At 48.7% G+C, this 20822-nt stretch carries 23 protein-coding genes and 3 tRNA genes; 9 read left to right on the top strand and 17 right to left on the bottom strand.

Features of this window, described 5'->3' with window-relative positions; translation table 11 throughout:
- Window positions 1-38: 38 nt before the first annotated feature.
- The gene (locus tag VB741_RS04315; protein ID WP_323363913.1) at window positions 39-203 is read right to left on the bottom strand and encodes a hypothetical protein; all 165 of its coding nucleotides are present in this window, start codon (window positions 201-203) and stop codon (window positions 39-41) included.
- A gap of 184 nt (window positions 204-387) precedes the next feature.
- Complete coding sequence (locus VB741_RS04310; RefSeq protein WP_323363912.1) at window positions 388-1038, bottom strand: phosphoribosylanthranilate isomerase; 651 nt, start codon at window positions 1036-1038, stop codon at window positions 388-390.
- 238 nt (window positions 1039-1276) lie between these two features.
- Between VB741_RS04310 and VB741_RS04305 the strand changes: the two genes are divergently transcribed.
- Together VB741_RS04305 and VB741_RS04300 are read left to right on the top strand one after the other, a co-directional pair.
- Window positions 1277-2473, top strand: a complete 1197-nt coding sequence (locus VB741_RS04305) for a site-2 protease family protein (protein ID WP_323363911.1) — start codon at window positions 1277-1279, stop codon at window positions 2471-2473.
- A 274-nt stretch (window positions 2474-2747) separates the two neighbouring features.
- Complete coding sequence (locus tag VB741_RS04300) at window positions 2748-3881, top strand: CHASE2 domain-containing protein (RefSeq protein ID WP_323363910.1); 1134 nt, start codon at window positions 2748-2750, stop codon at window positions 3879-3881.
- A gap of 18 nt (window positions 3882-3899) precedes the next feature.
- On the opposite strand, the gene VB741_RS04295 is transcribed toward VB741_RS04300, so the two are convergent.
- The 9 genes from VB741_RS04295 to VB741_RS04255 all read right to left on the bottom strand — a co-directional run bounded on the left by VB741_RS04295 (window position 3900) and on the right by VB741_RS04255 (window position 12062).
- On the bottom strand, window positions 3900-4637 hold the full coding sequence (locus VB741_RS04295; RefSeq protein WP_323363909.1) for a lipoate--protein ligase family protein: 738 nt from the start codon (window positions 4635-4637) through the stop codon (window positions 3900-3902).
- Window positions 4638-4643: 6 nt separating this feature from the next.
- The gene (locus tag VB741_RS04290) at window positions 4644-5117 is read right to left on the bottom strand and encodes a YbjN domain-containing protein (protein ID WP_323363908.1); all 474 of its coding nucleotides are present in this window, start codon (window positions 5115-5117) and stop codon (window positions 4644-4646) included.
- Window positions 5118-5387: 270 nt separating this feature from the next.
- Entirely contained in the window at window positions 5388-6089 is a 702-nt protein-coding gene (gene folE, locus VB741_RS04285) for a GTP cyclohydrolase I FolE (protein ID WP_323363907.1), read from the bottom strand.
- An 81-nt stretch (window positions 6090-6170) separates the two neighbouring features.
- Window positions 6171-6899, bottom strand: coding sequence for an SDR family oxidoreductase (locus VB741_RS04280; protein ID WP_323363906.1), 729 nt, complete (start codon window positions 6897-6899; stop codon window positions 6171-6173).
- Between the two features lie 297 nt (window positions 6900-7196).
- Complete coding sequence (locus tag VB741_RS04275; protein WP_323363905.1) at window positions 7197-8177, bottom strand: acetyl-CoA carboxylase carboxyltransferase subunit alpha; 981 nt, start codon at window positions 8175-8177, stop codon at window positions 7197-7199.
- Between the two features lie 105 nt (window positions 8178-8282).
- Entirely contained in the window at window positions 8283-9305 is a 1023-nt protein-coding gene (locus VB741_RS04270; RefSeq protein WP_323363904.1) for a long-chain acyl-[acyl-carrier-protein] reductase, read from the bottom strand.
- A gap of 144 nt (window positions 9306-9449) precedes the next feature.
- Window positions 9450-10145, bottom strand: a complete 696-nt coding sequence (locus VB741_RS04265; RefSeq protein WP_323363903.1) for an aldehyde oxygenase (deformylating) — start codon at window positions 10143-10145, stop codon at window positions 9450-9452.
- A 261-nt stretch (window positions 10146-10406) separates the two neighbouring features.
- Window positions 10407-11456, bottom strand: coding sequence for a hypothetical protein (locus tag VB741_RS04260; RefSeq protein ID WP_323363902.1), 1050 nt, complete (start codon window positions 11454-11456; stop codon window positions 10407-10409).
- A gap of 114 nt (window positions 11457-11570) precedes the next feature.
- Entirely contained in the window at window positions 11571-12062 is a 492-nt protein-coding gene (locus tag VB741_RS04255) for a DUF4112 domain-containing protein (RefSeq protein ID WP_323363901.1), read from the bottom strand.
- A gap of 237 nt (window positions 12063-12299) precedes the next feature.
- Between VB741_RS04255 and VB741_RS04250 the strand changes: the two genes are divergently transcribed.
- The 5 genes from VB741_RS04250 (at window position 12300) to VB741_RS04230 (ending at window position 13757) form a co-directional block, all read left to right on the top strand.
- Window positions 12300-12749 carry a PPC domain-containing protein gene (locus VB741_RS04250; RefSeq protein ID WP_323363900.1) on the top strand — a complete coding sequence of 150 codons (450 nt, stop codon included), beginning with the start codon at window positions 12300-12302 and terminating at the stop codon, window positions 12747-12749.
- A 166-nt stretch (window positions 12750-12915) separates the two neighbouring features.
- Window positions 12916-12988 (top strand) — tRNA-Phe (locus VB741_RS04245).
- A 25-nt stretch (window positions 12989-13013) separates the two neighbouring features.
- A tRNA-Tyr gene (locus VB741_RS04240) sits at window positions 13014-13098 on the top strand.
- Between the two features lie 16 nt (window positions 13099-13114).
- Window positions 13115-13186: transfer RNA gene (locus tag VB741_RS04235), tRNA-Thr, on the top strand.
- Window positions 13187-13589: 403 nt separating this feature from the next.
- Window positions 13590-13757 carry an NblA/ycf18 family protein gene (locus VB741_RS04230; protein ID WP_323363899.1) on the top strand — a complete coding sequence of 56 codons (168 nt, stop codon included), beginning with the start codon at window positions 13590-13592 and terminating at the stop codon, window positions 13755-13757.
- A gap of 106 nt (window positions 13758-13863) precedes the next feature.
- On the opposite strand, the gene VB741_RS04225 is transcribed toward VB741_RS04230, so the two are convergent.
- Window positions 13864-14139, bottom strand: coding sequence for a cupin domain-containing protein (locus VB741_RS04225; protein ID WP_323363898.1), 276 nt, complete (start codon window positions 14137-14139; stop codon window positions 13864-13866).
- The gene (locus VB741_RS04220; protein ID WP_323363897.1) at window positions 14120-15826 is read right to left on the bottom strand and encodes a S8 family serine peptidase; all 1707 of its coding nucleotides are present in this window, start codon (window positions 15824-15826) and stop codon (window positions 14120-14122) included. The genes VB741_RS04225 and VB741_RS04220 overlap by 20 nt, the downstream gene beginning before the upstream one ends.
- A 126-nt stretch (window positions 15827-15952) precedes the next feature.
- On the opposite strand from VB741_RS04220, the gene rpe reads away from it, so the two are divergent.
- Window positions 15953-16654: a ribulose-phosphate 3-epimerase gene (rpe, locus tag VB741_RS04215; protein ID WP_323363896.1), complete on the top strand. Its 702-nt coding sequence runs from the start codon at window positions 15953-15955 to the stop codon at window positions 16652-16654.
- A 605-nt stretch (window positions 16655-17259) separates the two neighbouring features.
- The gene (locus VB741_RS04210; RefSeq protein ID WP_323363895.1) at window positions 17260-17442 is read left to right on the top strand and encodes a hypothetical protein; all 183 of its coding nucleotides are present in this window, start codon (window positions 17260-17262) and stop codon (window positions 17440-17442) included.
- 118 nt (window positions 17443-17560) lie between these two features.
- Here VB741_RS04210 and VB741_RS04205 read toward each other — a convergent pair whose 3' ends face one another.
- From VB741_RS04205 to VB741_RS04190, 4 genes are all read right to left on the bottom strand, one after another.
- Window positions 17561-18667, bottom strand: coding sequence for an LptF/LptG family permease (locus tag VB741_RS04205; protein WP_442786288.1), 1107 nt, complete (start codon window positions 18665-18667; stop codon window positions 17561-17563).
- A 151-nt stretch (window positions 18668-18818) separates the two neighbouring features.
- On the bottom strand, window positions 18819-19598 hold the full coding sequence (gene lptB / locus VB741_RS04200) for an LPS export ABC transporter ATP-binding protein (RefSeq protein WP_323363893.1): 780 nt from the start codon (window positions 19596-19598) through the stop codon (window positions 18819-18821).
- A complete protein-coding gene (locus tag VB741_RS04195; RefSeq protein WP_323363892.1) occupies window positions 19599-20120 on the bottom strand; it encodes an LptA/OstA family protein in 522 nt (173 codons plus the stop codon).
- Window positions 20121-20335: 215 nt separating this feature from the next.
- A complete protein-coding gene (locus VB741_RS04190; protein WP_323363891.1) occupies window positions 20336-20788 on the bottom strand; it encodes a DUF309 domain-containing protein in 453 nt (150 codons plus the stop codon).
- Window positions 20789-20822 lie beyond the last annotated feature (34 nt).

The raw sequence follows: 20822 nt of genomic DNA, 5'->3' as shown, positions 1-20822 counted from the left end.
TGCTCGGGGCTAAAAAAGGCAAGACCGTTTCCTAGCAACTAGCAGAAGTGGTCAAGGAGCACAGCGGCAGCAGAGGCAAAACCTGTAATCCCCAGGGCAATCAAGGGATTTTGGCCTTGGCTGACAGCAAACGATGTGATGATGCCTGCACCGAGGGCAGCAATTATAAATGCACCTAACCAGTCTTTTTGGGCGTTGTACATAGGGTGCAGCTGGGTAAACAAGCAGGAACGACTAAACGTTACTGAGGCTTAATTTATCACCAGCTCTCAGGCCATATGAAGCAACCAGGATATTCTGTAATCAAGATTTAGGCTCGGAGATGTTTTGTTACAAATGTCTCAATTTTCCTCTGAGTATTCTAATTGGGTCAGGTCTACAGGCTGGCTAGGGGGTCGTGGGTTCATCTCCTGTGATGGTTTTAACGGTTGCTAGCAGTTGAGCTACCTGGGCTAGGTCCTTGTCTCCAGGGGCGTATTCTACTCCACTGGAGAGGTCAATCCCCTGGGGTGACAGGATGGATAGGGCCTGAGCCACATTGTCGGGACGTAGGCCCCCCGCTAAAAACCAGGGTTTTTCAGGGTGAAATGTTTGCAGCGCTTGCCAGTCTAGGGTGTGTCCGGTGCCGCCCAGCTGTTCTGGATGATAGGCGTCCAGTAAAAATGTATCTACATAAGGGGTGTAGTCCTGTAACCGGTCTAGGTCCTGTGGATGTCGAAGGCGCAGGGCTTTAATGATCTCTACCTGGGGCAACACCCGCCGGACCTGCTGGCAATAGTCGGGGGATTCTTGGCCGTGGAGTTGTACGCCGCTCAGTTGTCCAAGGGCGACCGTTTGCTGGATTTGTTTGATGGAGGCATCGGCAAAAACACCAAAGCAATCTATGGGAGGAAGCGCTTTGACAATTGCTTGGATGGTGTCTGGGGACACGTAGCGTGGCGATTGTTGGACGCAAATAAAGCCTAAAACTGATGCTCCCATGGTTGCGATCGCAACCGCTTGGTCTGGTTTGGTCAGACCGCAAATCTTAACCCGCATTGATAATGATTAAAAAAGATTCGGATATCCTGTAACGACATTTGTAAACCCCTCATTAAAATGAAGTCAGTGCTTGAGATTCAAGTTGCTTTTTAGGGCTAGCACATCCTAGGAAACCCCCTGGGTTTACCTGACGAAAACTTACAGTTCTGGATGGGGCGTGATTGAGTAGGCTTTTAGTAGGACTATGCTCATAATCCTGTCCCTAGTTTTCTAGGCATATCAAAGGTATATCACTATGCAATCCGGTTGGCGCATTGGCACGATTTTTGGCATCCCCCTATTCGTTGATAACTCGTGGTTCTTTATTGTGCTACTGATGACGTTTGCCTATGGGAGCGATCTGCATAGCGATGGTTTTTCCTTTCCCATGGCAGCGGTGGTCGGGTTAGTAATGGCGCTCCTTTTGTTTGGCTCCGTGCTGCTCCACGAATTGGGCCATAGCCTAGTGGCTAAGCGCCAGGGCATCCAAGTAAACTCAATTACCCTATTCTTGTTTGGGGGCATTGCTTCCATCGATAAGGAGTCAAAAACTCCAGGTCAAGCATTTCAGGTTGCGATCGCAGGCCCCCTAGTCAGCTTTTTCCTATTTGTGGCCCTCTCCCTGGCGTTGCAGATATTGCCAAGTCAACCAGTGGTGGTATTAGTGGTGGGAACAATTGCCCGCATCAACCTTGTCCTCACCCTATTTAACCTCATTCCAGGACTGCCCCTAGATGGTGGTCAGGTGCTCAAAGCAGCTGTTTGGAAAATGACCGGTAGCCGAGCCCAAGGAGTGCGCTGGGCGGCTCGGGTGGGTCAGCTTTTAGGATGGATGGCGATTACGATCGGCATTTACGCCTATTTGACCACCCAACAATTCCAATTCCTGTGGTTGTCCCTGTTGGGATGGTTTGCAGTGCGCAATGCGGGAGCCTATAACCGAGTCAGTGATTTACAGGACGCCATTGCTAGTCTCAAAGCTAAAGATGCCAGCGTCAGGGAATTTAAGGTAATTGATGGCCGGATGACATTGCGAGCATTTGCCGATGATCAACTGCTCCATGCAGGCAAATCCAGCGTCTATTTCGCGGCTTCCAACGGTCGCTATCGAGGCATGGTATCCCTAGATGACTTGCGCCAGATTGAGCGCAGTCAATGGGAGATCCGCACCCTAGATGAAGTCGCCCATCCGTTGCTAGATCAGCCCTATGTCAGGGAAGAAACGCCCCTATCAAAGGTGATTACGGATTTAGAAGAAAATGAGCTGCGACGAATTACCGTACTTTCCCCAGCGGATGCCGTAGCCGGCACCATCGACCGAGGGGATGTGGTGCGGGCTTTGGCTAAACGGCTGAATTTTCCCATTTCAGAAGCGATTATTGATCGCATTAAGGAAGATGGCACCTATCCATCTGGGCTACAGCTAGCGGCTATCGCTAAAAATTCAGAGTAGTTCCTAAAAACAAAAATATATCCGTATAAATAGCGCCCATACGGGTTCAAAGTCGTGTGTTTTCAGCAATTCGTCCTATTTTTTGGTAACTATTCACGGTTTTCTCGGTGCTAACAATGTATGAACATAAGGCCACTAGGAGCTTATAGGCATCTCAGCTAACTTTCAGCGCTTTGTCCATTGGTTGCTTTATACGGTGGCAGTTAACGTATTGTCATAGTTGAAATAGTGGGGCGGTTGGCGATCATCGCGCCTTACCCCAGAAAGGCTTTTTATGAAACATTGGGTATCTACATCTGGGTGGCGGTTGCTGCCTGGACTTTTGGCGGCAGGGCTCACCCTCATGGCGGCTCGCGTCGGCCTAGTGCAACCCCTAGAGCACAAGATCTACCGGTCCCTATTTCAAATCAGGGGAGAGCAACCATGGGACGATCGGGTAGTTCTGATTGAAATCGATGCTAGTAGTTTGGCTGAAATGGGCCAATTTCCTTGGCCCCGCCATTACTATACTGAGCTGCTCGATCAAATTACTCCGGCTAACCCTAGTGTGATTGCCTTTGATATTCTCTTTGCTGAACCGAGTGAAGATGATGCCGCCCTGGTCAAAGCCATGGCTCGCCATGGGGATGTGGTGGTGGCGACAGCATGGGACGCCCAGCGGGGAGTCATTGGCCCTAATGCAAAGTTGGTGGAGGGTGCGATCGCAACAGGACATATCCACAGCCTTGATGATACCGACAGTATTTCCCGTACCTATCGTCCTAAGGTGAACGGCACACCAGCATTAAGCCTTTCAGCTGTACAGCGCTACAAACTGAAACAATCTGATTCCTGGGCTATGCCTAACCTGAACCACCCCTTGTGGTTAAACTGGCCTGGCTTTGTCGAAAATGCGCCTCATTACTCATTTGTAGATGTATTGACAGGCCAGGTTCCGGCAACTACCTTCACCAACAAAATTGTTTTTATTGGTTTTACAGGTGTCGGTCTAGACGACATTGCGACGCCTTACGATCAGACCGCAACAGGTGTGTATCAACACATGGCTGCGGCTAATAATTTATTAACCCAAAACTATTTGCGACCCGTTGATTGGCCCATATGGATGATGGTAGCGTTGCTTAGCCCAGCCACAAGCTATTGGATGTTTTATCGTTGTTTACGAGTTCAGCTTCTGGCAAGTCTTACCCTCACTGGTGTCTGGAGCAGTTTAGTCGTTGTGGCCTTTGGTTACAGCTATTGGCTACCCACCATCGTGCCGCTAGTCAGCATCTCGCTGACCAGCCTATTTGTCCGTTCATTTGAACATTTTGAAGACACCCAACTCCTGCAGTGGCATGGGAAGCCTGAAAAGGGTTCTATACAATTGCCCGCCATCCAGCCATGGAGTCCCGTTAGCGAACAATAAGACTCAGCCTTCTGGTGGCTAGGTGCTGGTTGCCTTAGCCCTTACCCAAGCCAAGGCCTGTTGCTCTTCCTGATACGATAGCGGTTGCATCTGAAACTGAATGCCAAAAATACGCTGAGCCGAGGTGATCAAGGCTTCCACCACATCATTAGGCTGCACAGCCATTAAATCCCTGGGAGGCCTGATCTGCTGACCAAACACCTGCTCAACTAGCACTGGATCTGGCATCAGCCGTATGGAACCATGTTGCAAAATACAGCGATCGCGATATAGCTGAGCACTGCCAATCACCTTATAACCATTACCCATAACCAGGTCTGCGGCTGTGGCCGTACCAAAACAGTTCGCCGAACGCTGATAGCTATGCTGCTCTGATCCTAGGTGTAGGGTAATGCCCAGACTAAGCCACCCATCTATCAAAAACTTACATAAATCGGCATAAACCTCGCGCCGGCGTCCCCTGTGGCCAGAAGTAATCAGGCTATAGGTTAAATCCCCCTGATGTAGAACGGCTCGACCACCGCTGGGCCGCCTCACCAGCTCTATAGTCTGATTATTCCATTGCAAGTTGTGCCAATGCTCTGGGTAGTGGCGCTGATGATACCCCAAGGAAATGGCGATGGGAGCCCACGTATAAAACCTCAAACAGGCAGGACCTTCCCCTAGACGATGTTGCTCCAAAAGCCACTCGTCAATCGCCATCTGGGTTTCCCCTGAAGCCTCTATCGGCAAAATCAGCCGCCATGGTGTGACCATGCTGACTTAACCCGCAGGATATTTCTCCTGTAGAACGTCATCCTGCTCATCAGCAATGGTGGCAACGATAGTCATCAGCCGCGAAATTTCACCTGCGTTAAGATCCGCCAGAATCCGACTAGCCAAAACTAAAACCTCTTGATTGGAAATACCAAAACAGGCCTCAAAGGTTTCACCACAGTTCATGGCCAATAACTCTGCCATTAAGCCCGTTTGATCTTTCACCGGTAGCTTTAAAACGGGAGACCAAACCGTTAAAGTATCTTCCTCACCGCTACCCGTCAGCTGCACATATACCGCCACACTACCGTAGGTAAACTTCCAAAGATAGCCATCATCATCATCACGGCTAACCATGGCATTACCCCCCTGATCTAGGCTAGCAATAACCGTTTCAATCACATCGACGTGACTAGCTTCAAAGGTTTCAGTACCGGCGTTAATGGTTTCACCAGTAGTTTCAACATTCAGGGGACTCATGGGCTTCGCTTTACTCCTAATAAATCATCATTGAGGGTGTGAGCAGAGCAACTTGCTGTTCAGCAACACATTGGTTCAATAGAACATGGTATGCAGGAATGGTTCCCTATGACCACGTCCACCTCACTTTAGCGTTGCTTTTCCCCGAGCAAGTCTGAGTAGGTTATTTTTTTCAGATTTCTCCCATGGTTCTACCCATTAGCCCTGCAGAGGTAGTGCATAAAACACTACCTCTGCAGGGCATCTGCACCCTATGGTGCCAATGCAGTGCTAATAATTAGAAAATGCGGGCTGATGACGAATGAGGCTGAGAAACTCTTCGCGAGTCTTTTGCTCATCTTGAAAAATACCGAGCATGGCACTAGTCACGGTCCATGAACCAGGCTTCTGAACACCACGCATGGCCATACACATGTGGCTGGCTTCCATGACAACCGCCACCCCTTGGGGTTCTAGTACTTCGTTAAGAGCTTCCGCCACCTGGCGGGTTAGCCGCTCCTGAACCTGCAGTCGTCGGGAATACATCTCAACAATGCGGGCTAATTTACTCAGCCCTACGACCTTTTGGTTAGGAATGTAGGCAACATGGGCTCGCCCCATAAAGGGCAGCATATGATGTTCGCACAGGCTAAAGAAAGTGATGTCCCGCACCAATACCATTTCATTATGACCTTCATCAAAGATGGCATTATTGACAATGGTCTCTAAGGATTGGGTGTAGCCCTGGGTCAGAAAACGCATCGCTTCGGCTACCCGCTTCGGCGTTTTAAGCAGACCTTCGCGGTCGGGGTCTTCCCCCAGTTCAGACAACATCGTATGAACAGCTTCCATTAATTTGCTGTTGTCAGCAGAAGGCTCATGCAATAATGCCTCGTGCCCTTTAGTTTTCGAACGATCAGGACGTACGGCAGCTTCTAATGACTTAACGTTGAGCAGACCGTTACTGTTGGAACCGTCAGTTGAAATGACCATGGTGTAGATAAATTAATGTGCAAATAGTCAACTAAAGCGAGGCCAAGTTTTCCTGACCTAGAGAAAATTGTTTTTAGGGAATCACAGGGTTCCTCCGCTGGGCATGATGGTTAGCTCTTCGACCACAGCACCAAGGGGCAAAAGAGCTGTTTGCAGAATTGCATTGGCAACTAGCTCAGGTGTGAGCATGCCCGAACGATCAAAGTCCGCTTGGACAGTATCCGTATCCCACAGAGGAGTGTTGACAGCCCCAGGCAAAATGGTAACCACTCGAATACCATGACCTCGCTCTTCAACCGAAATGGCCTTTGATAAGGCCACAACAGCAGCTTTACTAACGCCGTAGGCACCCCACTCAGGAAAAGCTTGCCGGGCTGCCACCGAGGCGACATTAATAATCATGCCGCGACTCTGCTCACGCATCCCTGGAAGGACTGCCTGAATGCATTGAAAAATGCTAGTCACATTGAGATCCATCACCCTGCACCAGTCATCCAGCGGCATCTGATTCAATGCCCCCGTATAGCCCATGCCAGCATTGTTAACTAACACATCGACAGGACCAAACTGCTCTAACAAATTTGCGATCTTGAATTTAACTTGATCAGTCACACTCAAATCGATGGGAAAGCTCTTGGCTTTCACAGTCGAAATCGCACCGATTTCATTAACCAATGCCTGAAGTTTGGCTGCTGAGCGACTCACCAGTGCCACGTCGAATCCAGCCTGGGCAAAAGCCAAAGCGGTCGACCGACCGATGCCAGTACTAGCACCTGTAATCAAAGCACGCTGGTTAGGAGCAATGTTCATTAATGGAGGGTTTGAGGAAGATCTACAAAAGGAATATACACATTCAATAATATTAACAAATGTTACAAAGAATGGGGGTATTTTATTTGGAGAGAGTTTTGAGGTCGCAGCCGAGTGATTGCTCCATAGAGCATGCATCTGCAGTGCAACAACTTATGGGGCTCTCATTAATCTTGCTTAGAATCAAGACGCAATGAATGTACAGCAGAGTCTAAAGTCGTATTTTGAGCCTGTTACTATTGTTGTCCGCAATATAGAATATTGACTTCTTGGCATTTCAACCATGGGTAGCTCCTCTTAAGCGGCTTCGGAGAAGACACCGATCTGACGAAACTTACGATAGCGATCTTTCCGCCGCTGCTCTGGAGGTATAGCTAACAAAGCCTCAAGATTTTCTAAAAGGGCGGCCTGTAGACCTTCAGCAGCTTCAATTGGGCTTGCGTGGGCGCCCCCGGTGGGTTCAGGTAGTAGCTGGTCTAAAATACCCAGATTTTTCAAATCCCAAGCGGTAATTTTGAGCGCTTCGGCAGCTTGAGCAGCTCGGGATGAATCCTTCCACAAAATTGCCGCACAGGCTTCAGGGCTGGCCACAGTATAGACAGAATGTTCAAACATTAAAAGCCGGTCACCTACACCGATACCCAATGCACCACCAGAACCGCCTTCTCCAATCACCGTACAAATAATAGGGCTATCCAGACGGAACATTTCCCGCAGATTATAGGCAATAGCTTCACCTTGACCTAGTTGCTCAGCTTCTAAACCAGCCCAAGCGCCAGGGGTATCGATAAAAGTGAAGATTGGCATTTTAAAACGATTAGCATGCTCCATCAATCGCATGGCTTTACGGTAGCCACCAGGGGATGCCATGCCAAAATTGCGAGCAACGTTATCTTTGGTATCCCGACCCTTTTGATGGCCCAGCATCACGACTGAATGGCCATGAAATCGAGCAATGCCACCCACTAAGGCTAAATCATCTTTTCCTGAACGGCGATCACCATGAAGTTCTATCCATTCGTCAGAGATTGCCTGGATATAATCTAGGGTGCTGGGTCGACGCGGATGCCGAGCGACCTGAATGCGTTGAGCAGGGGTCAGACTCGTAAAAATCTCTTGCCGCAGCTGCTGCGCCCTTGACTCCAACTGCTGGATTTGTGCTGAAACATCGACATCGTTGTCTTCAGCCAGGGCACGTATTTGTAAAATTCGAGACTCTAATTCAGCCAATGGCTTCTCAAAGTCAAGCAAAATAGGCCTGCGTTCTGTTGTTGCCATAACAGGTTTAGGTACTCCAGCAATTATTCCACCCTATCGCAAACTGCACACCAAAATGCATTCTAACCATAGAGAACAATTGTCAGTATTAATGAGCCGCTTAATTTAAGTTGTTAGCAAAGGTCGAAAGCCATGTTTTACAGACGCTGCACCAATTTGCTCCATCTTCTCAAGGGTGATTTGATTTCTCCCCCAAGAGAAATTAGTGTGCCATTTTTCAAATTCCAGTATCATTGATTCGGCAAAGCAGGCGAACAGTTGGCGGGCGGGGACATCCATAGCAACAATGTGCATAATGCGCCAATCAATGTCGAGGCTATGCTCCACAATGCCCCCCTTGAGCACATGGATGCCGGGCTGGCTAAACTGACTGCTAATATTTTTGGGATAACCACCGTCCACCATCAAACAGGGCTGCTTTAAAGTACTGGGGTCAATGTCAATCCCCTTGGGCATGCTAGCCACCCAAACAACCACGTCAGCCATGGGCAGAGCTTCTTCTAGACCCATAATTGTGCCCATACCAATTTCGTCTTTAAGGTTGTCTAGTCGCTCGCGGTTGCGAGCAACTAGCAATAAATCTTTCACCCCAGTGTTTTGACTGAGCCAGCGACAGACGGCACTACCGATATCTCCAGTGGCACCGCAAACGGCTACGGTTGCTTTAGAAAGATCAATGCCGTATTTGGGAGCCGCCTGTTCAACTTGCTGACAAATAATATAGGCGGTGTGGGTATTGCCAGTGGTAAACCGATGAAAGTCAAGCTCTAAATTCCGAATTCGGCGGATCTGATCGAGCTTAAAATTTTCAAAAATAATGGAGGAAAATCCACCTAACGCTGTGATGTTAATGCCCATTTTCTGGGCATGGGCCATGGCGTTCAAAATTTTGCGAGTGGCAGCTTTGATGCGTCGCGTTGCCAGCATCTCTGGCAAAAAGCATGACTCAACATACCGTCCTTCAATTACTTGGCCAGTGGCACTGGTCACCTTGATGTCCTCGACCACAAAGGGAGGTGCACTGCACCAAAAGTCCAAGCCCTGGCTGCCATATTCTGGATATCCCAAATCACGGGCGACCGCTTGGGCGTGTTCTAAATTGGTGAGGTGTCCGATTAAGCCAAACATTTGGGACGTTTCTATAGAAGAAGATAACCTTAGAGAATAAGGCTACAACAAAATGTTACAGCCATACGGTCCATGCCAAACCATGGGGAGTTATAGCAAAAGGGGTTGATCCTAGGATCAACCCCTTTTGGAATCGGACAAGACTTAGGCCATGGCTAAGCCTTGGGCTGAAAGTCGCATCACTTCCCTACTGGTGAATCCAATATTGCCAAGCGCTTCACCGTAGGTAATCATAAAGTCCTCAACCAGAGCATCTTTTTCCATACCTAGGACGGCAGCGTCTTCGGCGACGTGGTTAAGCATTTGCCATACTAGGGGCAAATTTTGACGATTAGCTTCCTCTAGCTCAGCTTTGGCAGTCTCAAAATTTGCTTTGAGCCATTCTTCACCAAAGTTCAGGTGCATATATTCGTCTTTCACCACACCTTCGGTGATCTTCCGTGCAAAGTCATCTGCAACAGGAATGTAAATGTTATACGCAGCAATGGCAAAGGTCTCGATAATCAAAGACTGAATCAGTAGGCAAGTTACCACCTGTCCTTGATCCCAAGCCTGCTTAAAATTATCGTGTAGTTTTGCAAAGAACTCCTTGGCGAATCCCATGTCAGGTGTCACATTAAGATTCTTACCACAGGCTTGGAAACCCTTCATGTGACGATTTTCCATACGAGCTAGCTTAAGCAGCTCTTCCTTGTGCTCGCTGAGATATTCAGCCAACTTCTTATAGTTATCGTTAGCTTCTAGTTCCCCTTCAATGACGATTGCGTTGATGCGACTGTATGCATCCTTGTACGCTTCACTTTGGAAGTCGAGCGCTGGGCTGGCCTCAAGCTGCGGCATATTTGTCCAATTCCTGCATTATAAAACCACTCACTGCCTCTATCTAAGCCATGGCCTAGCACAATTGCTGCGGGTAACTTATATATTGACATCTGATTTCACACTTTACACCTAATCAGGATTGTAAAAATACCTAGAAGTACAGTTAAAGTGGCGTCACGCTATTGCTCTGTAAGTGTTCCAAGTTGATCTATTTAAGATTTTTATCTATCGGATTGATGTCTAGATTGATGTCAATTCGTATGAACAGACTGAACTACTCTATTCGATTTCCCCCAAGACTTGGATGCGGATGGTTTTGGTAGAAGGACTATTGGTGCTGCCCAGCTGGATTTCAATGATTTCGTTGGTCAGAGGGGCTAGGGCACTGAGTAGGGCTCGTAACTGGGGGGTGCTTTCGCCACTGTCCACATAGACCCGCTCGGCTAATTTGTTGAGTCGTCGCCAGGCCGTGTAGAGTTTGGCGGTAGCCTGCTCTAGCTGTGTTGCTTGATTGACTAAGTCTGCTGTGGAGTTTAAGCAACCGACTCTCAGGGCTTCTTCCAGGGCTTGTTCTAAATTAACGATATCTGGATCGAGCGTTTGTACTTGGCTCGCGGCAGCGATGTATTTGGACAGATAGCGAGCTTCAGAGGTGATCTGCTTTAGGGTGTCCACATCGGGATTGCGAGCGGCTTCTTCGCGCAGGGTGTTTTGATGGCTAGGGGGAAGTTTTTCCATTTCCTTAACCAAGGGGGTGAGGTAGCGGGTAGGGATAGTGTTGTTAGCCGCTTTTTCTCGGACTGCTTCTGGAATCAGATCTGAGGTCATGGCCGTCCATTCATCTGCTAAGTGTTTGACCTCTTTGCGGGTGATGTGTTCGCCTCGGCGGGCGGCTTCGGTCACCATTTGCTGGACTTCTGGAGCGGCCTGGGCAGTTTCTAAAAAGGCCCGTTTACTAAACTGGTTGACGGACTCTTCATTGAGTAGCCCCTCGTTGAGCAGTTCGTCAGCGCTATTGGCCAGCTCGATCAGTGCATAGGCCTGACTCTTGCTAATTTCTCGATCTTTCAACCAGTTGAGAAACCCAGTGCCACGACTGTCACCGCCGTGTTTTTCACGATCGCGGACGGCTCTGAGAATACGACCACGCCAGATGTCGGTTTGGAGATCAAAGCGATCGCAAACCTGCCAAGCGATGTTGATCTGATCACTAAAATCTTGTTCTGAGATACTGGTGTCGCTGGGATCGGGGACTTTGAAGTCGAGCGTTACATCCTGCCCCGTACTGCCCTGGGTTATGTCGGCTACAAAATCGACTGCTCCAACCATGGAATTCTTCTATCCTGCAGGCCTATGGAATAAACTCGCTATACATCCAACCGCTGTAGTTTTTGCGTAGGGAAAACCTCAGATGGCAGCTGGAATACAACCAAGCTTTTCATCTTACAGCTGCAGGAGCCAACGCACAAACAGGAATGATAGGGTTGCGGCCCCTAGGATCACACCTAATAAGCCTGCAATTAAGACGATGGCAAAGAGCTTATCGGCCCGACGACTAGGGATGGGATCGCGCAGATGCCGCTCTAGTAAATCGACATTGCGGGCATTGGCTTTCCAGACAACGTCAAATAGGTCGCCAATCATGGGTACTGCCCCTACGAGCACCTCGGTTAAGATGTTCAATCCCATGCGGCCTAGGGTGGCGGCCGGAACCCCTATCCGAGCAGCTTCAGCTACGACGTAGATGGAAATTAGCCCTGCCATTAGGTCGCCGCCACCGGGCAGGAGGCCGAACAGGGGGTCTAGACCTACCCGGTAGTTGAGACCAGGAATTGCGATCGCATTATCCAAAACATGACTCAGATTGCGTAGTCTCCGTAAGGCTGGATGCGCATGACTCTCCGACAGAGCAGAGCTGAACTCAGAACGGGGCATAGTAGGCTTTTTCCACGGCATACACTTAGGACTCTACCTGTTTCAGCACAACCAATGGTACAGATTACAAAAATCTGAGCACTTTAAAATCTGAGCACTTTAATAAGCAAGTCATCCGAGGACTGCTTTCAAGCAAATTAGCTAGTTAATCAACTTTACAAGCTGGTTTAGCGATATCACGAAACCGAAGCTTAGTGCATAATGTCACAATCTGAATGACCCATTTTTATCCCAATCATGAAGCAATCTAGAAAAATGGTACGCCACGCCCTATTGATTCCCACGACATTACTGACCATCGGATTGGCCAGTGCCAGCAGTGCCATGGCTCAAATTTACACTCCCATCGAGCTAACGGGAGGGCGTGAAATTAGCGATACTCTTTCTGAGAGGGACATTCCCACGGGCGTAGGTGGTTTTGCCAGGGACTACAAGGTTGAGCTATTTGAAGGGGATCAAATCACCATTGATCTAATTTCAGAAGAGTTTGACACCCTAGTCAGTTTGCTCGGGGCTGACGGAAATACCGTCAGCGAAAATGACGATGGCCCCGACGGGTCTACCAACTCCTTACTGTTTGCCCGCATTGCTACATCCGGCCAGTACACTGTTCGGGTCAGATCCTATGCTGGCCAGGGCATAGGGGACTTTTCTTTGCGGTTAGCCCGGCTGCAAGAGATTCAATAAAGGCATTCCTATCCGGAATTTCTAGCGACAAAAAAGTCCTACTCTAAGCTTCCTGCAGATGGTGCCGCAACTTGAGGGCAAAAGATCCCAAGTTTGAGCTTGCTAACGGTTCCCCTCTTTTGCTAACTTGTTTAGGCGCGCAAGCGAGGCAACCATGCCCCTTGTTGCCGGGATAGCTCAGTTGGTAGAGCAGTGGATTGAAAATCCTCGTGTCGGCGGTTCAAGTCCGCCTCCTGGCATTACCGATGAATATCGGTAAGGTGTGGGTCGTTGCCCGAGTGGTTAATGGGGGCGGACTGTAAATCCGCTGGCTACGCCTACGTTGGTTCAAATCCAACACGGCCCACCACACACCTTTTTCCACCGCCTTCATAGCTCAGCGGTAGAGCACTCCCTTGGTAAGGGAGAGGTCACGAGTTCAATTCTCGTTGAAGGCTTTTAGCACTAATACTTTTCTGACTGCATAACGCCTGGGTCTTATGCGAACCCTAAATCTTCATTGTTGGCCAGCTGAACGCAGTCAATTATTTTTCGCGGTACAACTAAAAATCCCCCACTGAACGAAAGGCATCCTAGTTCGTTTTTTCAAGGTGCCAACTTTTATGAGAGTTCATGGGAAAAGTTTGATGAGAAACACGTAGTTTCACACAGCAACAGGCGCTGTACCAAGGCAGTTCTGCCTATTTCACTACCAAATTCAACTCACTTTTGTAAATAAATGTTTACTTGATTATTTATTGCTTGACAGGTTGACGATTAATTGTATTGTCGCTAAGATCTTAGAGTAAGACAGCTGGCAACAGCCTCTGTCATCCATACTGATTTCCGGAGGAGTGACCTATGGACATGCCAGGTCAATTGACATTAGAACAACAGTTTCAACTCCAGATCTTGAAAGATCAGGTACGCAATCTTTCCCATGAAGATGCCCAGAACTATGTAGTTGAAGTAATGCGCCAGATGATGGTCAAGGATAACTTGGTCAAGCATTTACTTAAAAACGCCTAAAGCCGCCATGGTAGAACTTGTAAAAATGCCCCCTTGAAGTTGCGATTCAAGGGGGCATTTTTATGGTGAGCACCCAAAAAAGAACCCCCATTAAGGGCTGGGCACTTTAGTGAAATAAGTAATGTTTCTTGACAGCAGCCTCTATACACCAGACACAGCTCATACCCGCAGGAAACGTGACTAAGTCACCTTGCCCCATGGAAACAGGGTCACCACCTTCCGGAGTAACGGTGACGGCACCTGCGAGGAAATAACAAGTCTCTGTTTGACCATAGTGCCAGGGAAATTCCGACGTTTCCTTTTGCCAGATGGGCCATGAATACACATCCATGGCCTCCAGCTCCGATGGCTTTGGGTAGTGGTTAATTTGAATGTTGCCCATGGTGAGTACTGCTAATAGTTGGTGTTGATGCCCCTGCCCCCCACCAAGCTAGGGAATACGATTGTGGTTTTTCGGCAGTGCTCCGTTGTTGATAGACAACCCTCAGTTTATAGCGACCAGTCTGGGGAAGTTTGTAAAAGATGTGCTCCACACTATCGACGTCACTGACCGAAGACCAAATGCTTTTGGAAATATCATTTTCATCGACAGCCATCAGGTAAAGGTCTAGGTTATTGAGCTCCTGGGCATCAAAGCCTTCCCCGATGTCATACAGGCGGTTACCGTTGCTGTCTGCCAATGACACCTGACGCTCCCAGGCTAGGGTCGCAGAAAAATAGCTCCCTGCGTTGAGCGGTTCGTCGATGATGTAGTCTGCATGGGCAGGCTGTTGCGGTGAGGCCTCTGCCGTAGACAAGGCCAAGACATTATAGTCCCAGCCCTTAACCGCTACATTACCAGGACTCCATTGGCCACCATTAAATTGTTCGTAAGCCCTAAAGGCATTGAGATGCCCTGTACCCAGTTCTCGATGGAGCGGAACTTTAGGATCACGATAGGCATCGGAATCAATCCAAGTAAGATTTAATTCATCCAGTAGGGTACGGGCCATGCCCAGGTTCTGACCATCCCCATTATCCATTAACTTATCTGCAGCATTGAGCAAGACCGCTTTCATAACCATGGGCTCACGGGCATCCAATCGCCAGCCAGCCGTACGAATTTGGCGATCGCCCCATTCCTGCAATAAAGCAACTGTCGCCGCTACATGGGGAGCTGCAAAGCTAGATCCGCTGCTCAAAACTTCTTGCCCATCGACATTCAACATTCTAATGTCATCTCCAGGGGCCACCAAGTTGATTGAACGTCTAGGCCCCACATTAGATTCTGGCACGCTTGTCCCAGAGGGACTAAAGCTAGGTTCACTACTGGCATTAGCGTAGTCAATTTTGACAAAGCGCCCGTCTACCTGAGTTGAGTAGGCAACGTTGATACCATTAAAGTTATCGGTGGGAATGGGGATGCCGCCGCCCCCCTGATTCCCCGCAATGACATACAGAGCTTTATGAAAGGCGCTAGACCAGTCGATGCACTGAGTCAAAAGAGCATTGCCATCAAGGCTAGCATTGGGACGGGGGTCATTAACGAGGGGTTCACCAAAGCTAAAGTTGATGGCTCTCACATCATCACTATTGCGGAGGGCAATGTGCTGAGTGGTCAAACATTCTTGAGGTTGACCGCTCAGCTCTCCCGTCAGCGGCCCAATGGATGCAGAAAATAAGGTGGCATCAGGGGCAACACCTGTCAGTCGCTTGTCCTGACTGATCATGACGCTAGCGACATGATTAGCATGGTTATCGACAAACTCATCAGAAACTGCAACCCCGTCAAGTTGTAGAACTTGATTAACGGCGACTGGATTATTAGGAATGGCTAATTTATCTAAACCAAAGAGTCCGGGGCGTCCACCTTCAACCTGACCAATAGCAATTTTTTTGCCAGTCAGATTGTAAGGAGACTGGTGCAAACGACGAGCATCAATCCCATCAGCCCCGACCGAGATGGACAGAGCTAAAGCCGGAACTCCACTGACGAGGCCTATGAGTAGGGCGAAGGAGGACCATAAATACCTTCGCTTGGGATGATGAAGGTAGCTAGATTGATCAGAAAGATGCCGAAAAATTCCCATGAAGACTCCCGTAGATATACGTTGAAATAATGAATCGCATCAACTAATACAGCGTGTAACAATTTTGATACTAAGTTTTTGTTACGATAGTGACCATTAACGGTGATTACGCAAGGCGGGTTCCCCATGACTCAATCAAAAAAGTCTGTTGTTATTTCCCCATCCATTTTATCTGCTGATTTTAGTCGACTGGGCGATGAAGTTCGGGCAGTTGATGCAGCCGGTGCAGATTGGATTCATGTTGATGTGATGGATGGTCGCTTTGTGCCCAACATCACCATTGGCCCTTTAATCGTGAAAGCGTTGCGACCAGTGACACAAAAGCCCCTTGATGTTCACTTGATGATTGTCGAGCCAGAAAAGTATATCGAAGAATTTGCCGAAGCGGGGGCGGATATCATTTCAGTCCATGCGGAGCATACGGCATCTCCCCATTTACATAGCACCCTGAGCCGGATTCGCGATATGGGTAAGCAGGCTGGTGTAGTGCTTAACCCTTCCACACCCTTAGAGCTAATCGATTATGTACTGGAACTGTGTGATCTAGTGCTGATTATGAGTGTGAATCCTGGCTTTGGAGGACAATCATTTATCCCTGGAGTGTTGCCGAAAATTCGTAAACTACGTCAGATGTGTGACAGCCGTGGCCTCGATCCATGGATTGAAGTGGATGGTGGCCTGAAAGCTCATAACACTTGGCAAGTAGTGGAGGCCGGGGCTAATGCAGTTGTTGCTGGCTCTGCTGTGTTTAACGCACCGGACTATGCTGAAGCGATTACCAATATTCGGAATAGCAAGAGCCCTTCTCCTGAGTTAGCAGCCGTCTAGTTACTGATCGCAGCCAAAATCGCAGCCAACTAGACGGACTGAGTTGGCTGCGACAGGAAACTGAAGTTTTCGATCAAGATGTTGTAAACATACCCATACCCTTGGATTTTTAATCGGGACTGAAACCCCCTTGAGGCAATGGGTACGTTGTAAAGAATACGTAAATCCCGAACGTCCATTACAACAAAATCCCCTAGGGAAATTACGGATAATCTCTGACAAAATTGGGAAAGATTTGACCACTCCCTTTGCGAATAATTCGCAGAGGGAGTTTTTGATTAATGTGCTGAGGCTTCTCCCTAAGTCCCTTCTACAGGTAGGTTCAACCTTATAGGGCTGGAATGTCTCAGTGAACACTCAGTACATTTACTGATGTTCTTTTATGTGTGAATGACAGTTTAAAGAATTTGTATGACCAGAGGATAATTACTTATTAGGAGACAGCCAAGGCTCAATAATTGAAATACGGCATACCACGGATGTGAGTCTGTAGCAGACCCTATAGATTGGTTTATGTAAAACAACTAGGTTGTGCGTTTTATTTTATACCTGTTTTTGGTCGCTGGGGTGCGATGCTGTCTCTCTGAATTTTTGGGTGAACCTTTATGGCTATTCAATCGGTGGAAGAAATGGTTGCCAAGATCTTTGCAACTCGCCGTATTACTCGCGCCGATCAGGGCGTTTTGATGGCGATGTTTTCTGGTAATAACATCAGTGCCCATGACAAAATGTTGATCAATCAGATTTATGATGCACTGACCCAAGGGCGACTACGTGTGGTTGAGTAGGGTGCATATTTTTTGATACACCGTCCTTTGCTGCAGAGTTGAAATAGTAACAATCAATCAGGTGTTGAATAACCAGGACAAACACATCAATAAACTATCTGACACTAATGTCTGAATGCTACTTGGACGCTTGCAACACCAGCAAACTACCGACGACCAGACCAAGTATCGGTGCCAGCCAAGCCGCCGCCATCGGATGGAGAGTGCCTACTTTACCAAGGGCATCCGCAATAAAGCTGATCAGGTAATAGCCAAAGATAATCACGACACTAATGCCAAAGCTGGTGGCTTTACCGGTGCGTTGTGGACGAATCCCCACGGCAGAACCAACAATGCCAAAAACGATGCACACAAAGGGCAGGGCATAACGCTGGTACAGGCGTAATTCCCAAACGCGAATATTGCGGTCATCGCCAGACTTACGCACGATTTGATTGAGATGCTGCCGCGTTTCCGCAATATTCATCTCGTTATCGTCTTTGCCGCGGGCGGCTAAATCTAGAGGCGTGCGGGGTAAATTTAGATCCTGGCGATCAAAGGTCACAATGTGGCCGAAGGAACCATCGGGGGAAATGGCGTAGATAGTGCCATTAAAAAATGTCCACACGTTATCGACAAAATTCCAGGTGGCAGATTCTGCACTGACTACTTGCTCTAGGCCAGTTTGGGAAAAATCGAGAATGGTCAGCCCCTGCATTTCTTCGCCATTAAATCGCCGAGCATAGAATAGACGGCCCAATTCTTTGCCGCTGCCGTCCTCTGCCTGTTGATACTCCTGATACATAATGTTCCGCTCTCGGAAAGGCGGTTTCTCGGAGTTAAAGGCCTGGTCCAACATGACCTTCGCCCGATAGTTAGCAGCGGGGGTAATCACCTCATTGAAAACAAAGGTAAGACCGGTGATCAGCATGCTCAGCACTAGGGCTGGGGCAATGATGCGGCGAACACTGACCCCACAGCCCCGCAGTGCGGTCAGTTCACTATCGCTTGAAAAGCGACTGTAGGTCATCATGGTGGCGAGCAAGGTTGACATGGGAAATGCCAACACCACAAACTCAGGCATTTTTAGGACAAATATCTGCATTGCCAGGCTGACTTCCAAACCCGATTCGGTGATTTTACGAATCAGATCAAACAGGGCGCCGACGGAGACCAAAATGGATGAAAAAGCACCCACACCAAACAGAAAAGGGAGGGCCAGCTCCTGGGCAATGTATCGATCCATAATCGATAGGGTTGGCCACCAAGGAAAGCCAAAACTAGAGGCATTAGGCTGGGAAGAGGAGGCCATAAATCGATCGGTACCGATAGGGTTGGGGGCAAACAGAAAATCGGAAGGGGCTGGGAGCTAGCGCCTGGGGGTTAGCACCTGAGGGTCACAGCTGAAAGTCGTCTCCTAGATAATGCTCACGCACTAGGGGATTGTTGGCCAGATCCTCGGCACTACCGTAGGCCAAGATGCGACCATCGCTCATGATGTAAGCTCGATCAATAATGCGCAGGGTTTCACGGACATTGTGATCGGTAATCAGGATACCCATGTTGCGATCGCGGAGTTTGGAAACAATTTGCTGAATTTCGGAAACAGCAATCGGATCTACCCCAGCAAAGGGTTCATCCAGAAACAAAAATGTGGGCCCCTGCTTGCCAGAAGCCAATGCGCGGGCTAGTTCTGTGCGACGGCGCTCACCCCCAGATACTTGAATACCCAACGTATGAGCCACTTTTTCCAGACGGAATTCCCCCATTAATTTCGCTAGGCGATCGGCCCGTTCATGGCGAGGTACGCGAGTTTGCTCCATCACCAAACGAATATTATCCTCGACCGTCAGATTGCGAAAAATACTCGCTTCTTGAGCTAAATAGCCAATCCCTAGGCGGGCACGCTCATGTATGGAAAGGTTTGTAATGTCCCGACTATCTAGGCGTACAGCACCCTGATCAGGATGTTCCAAACCGGTAGCCATATAAAAGGTAGTCGTCTTCCCCGCTCCATTGGGCCCCAGCAAACCGACGATTTCGCCACGGGCTACCGATAGGCTCACTCCCCGGACAATCGTACGCTTACCGTAGGCCTTATGCACATTTTCCAAAGCCAACACAGCTTCCGGTGCAGTTACGATATCGGAAGAGGAATCAATCGCAGGAGACAGCATCTATTCATCGGTGGGGATAGCAAAATCAGGCAGTTCCTCGGGCAGCACTGGCAGTGGTGTCAAAGGTTCAGGTTCGGGAGCCGCAGCGGGCTCATCAGTGGGCTCGGGAAGAACATACACTGATTCCACCTGCTCGTTAGCGTTGGGCGTGGCAACGAACCTCCCCTGATCAATTAAATAGGTGACAACTTCAGCCTGTAGAGTATTAGCCTCTTGCTGCACAAATACATTTCCCGTCAGAATGATGCGCCGTTCACGGCTGTAGTACTGAGCCTGAGCCGATGTAGCATAAATTGCCTCTTCAGGATAGTCAATCTTGACATTGCCCCGGGCGGTGATAATGCCCGTATTGGCATCAGCTTCTTGAACATCGGCACGGAGCTTAATGGAGCCCCCGGATTGGGCCTGGGAAGGGGTGACTAAATTAGCAGCTACTAAAAATAATGCCCAGACTCCAGCACCAAGATACCGGAGACGTTTTGGGAAACGGGATCTAAACTTGTGTCCTCGCTGTAGAACCATGCTAAGCCTTTTGCTACTGCCCATTACCTAATTTAACCGTTGATGGTTTCATCAGCGTCAAGTTCTCGCCCAGTTCCATGACTGTCTCCGCGACTATCTCCGTAAACTATGCCCTAACTGGACTGAACTTATCTATACGTAAGTATATCCGTCAGGTTGTGCCAGGGTTACGGCCAACCCTAGGGTTGTGACTGAGCTGCACCCGATCCACTAAGTTATGCCAGATGAATTGTGGGTGGAATTAACGTTTCCCCACTTGCCAACCTATAGGGTTCTGATGCGAGGGGTAAGCCCGATAAAACAGACGCTAGCTGTTGGATTTGGTCAGGCCCCGTTGCCTGTAAGGCCGTAAGCCAGTCTAGGGATTGGGTGGCTAAATCAGTAACATTAATGCCGCCATGGACATCTCCATAGGCATCGAGGCGATGACTCCCCTCCCCCAGTAAAATGGCCGATCCTCGCCAGTTCAGATTACCTAGATGGTAAAACCCGACAGCGATTTGGAGAATACCCTGATAAAACCCTTGCTCACTGACTTTTGCATCTATCCAAATGGCTTCTAGGGTGTCGTGACAAGCGTAGTAGTTTCGTTGGTTAAACTGCTCAACCCCCAGCCAAAATTCAGTTGGCTGATGGATAGAGATCGACGAATTTACGGAATCAGTCATAGCAGACTATAGGAATCCTTAAATCTACATAAAC

The sequence above is a fragment of the Leptothoe sp. PORK10 BA2 genome (assembly GCF_034932105.1).
Classification (GTDB): domain Bacteria; phylum Cyanobacteriota; class Cyanobacteriia; order Phormidesmidales; family Phormidesmidaceae; genus Leptothoe.
Note: the sequence above shows the minus strand (reverse complement) of the source record. Positions and strands in the feature narration are given on the sequence as shown.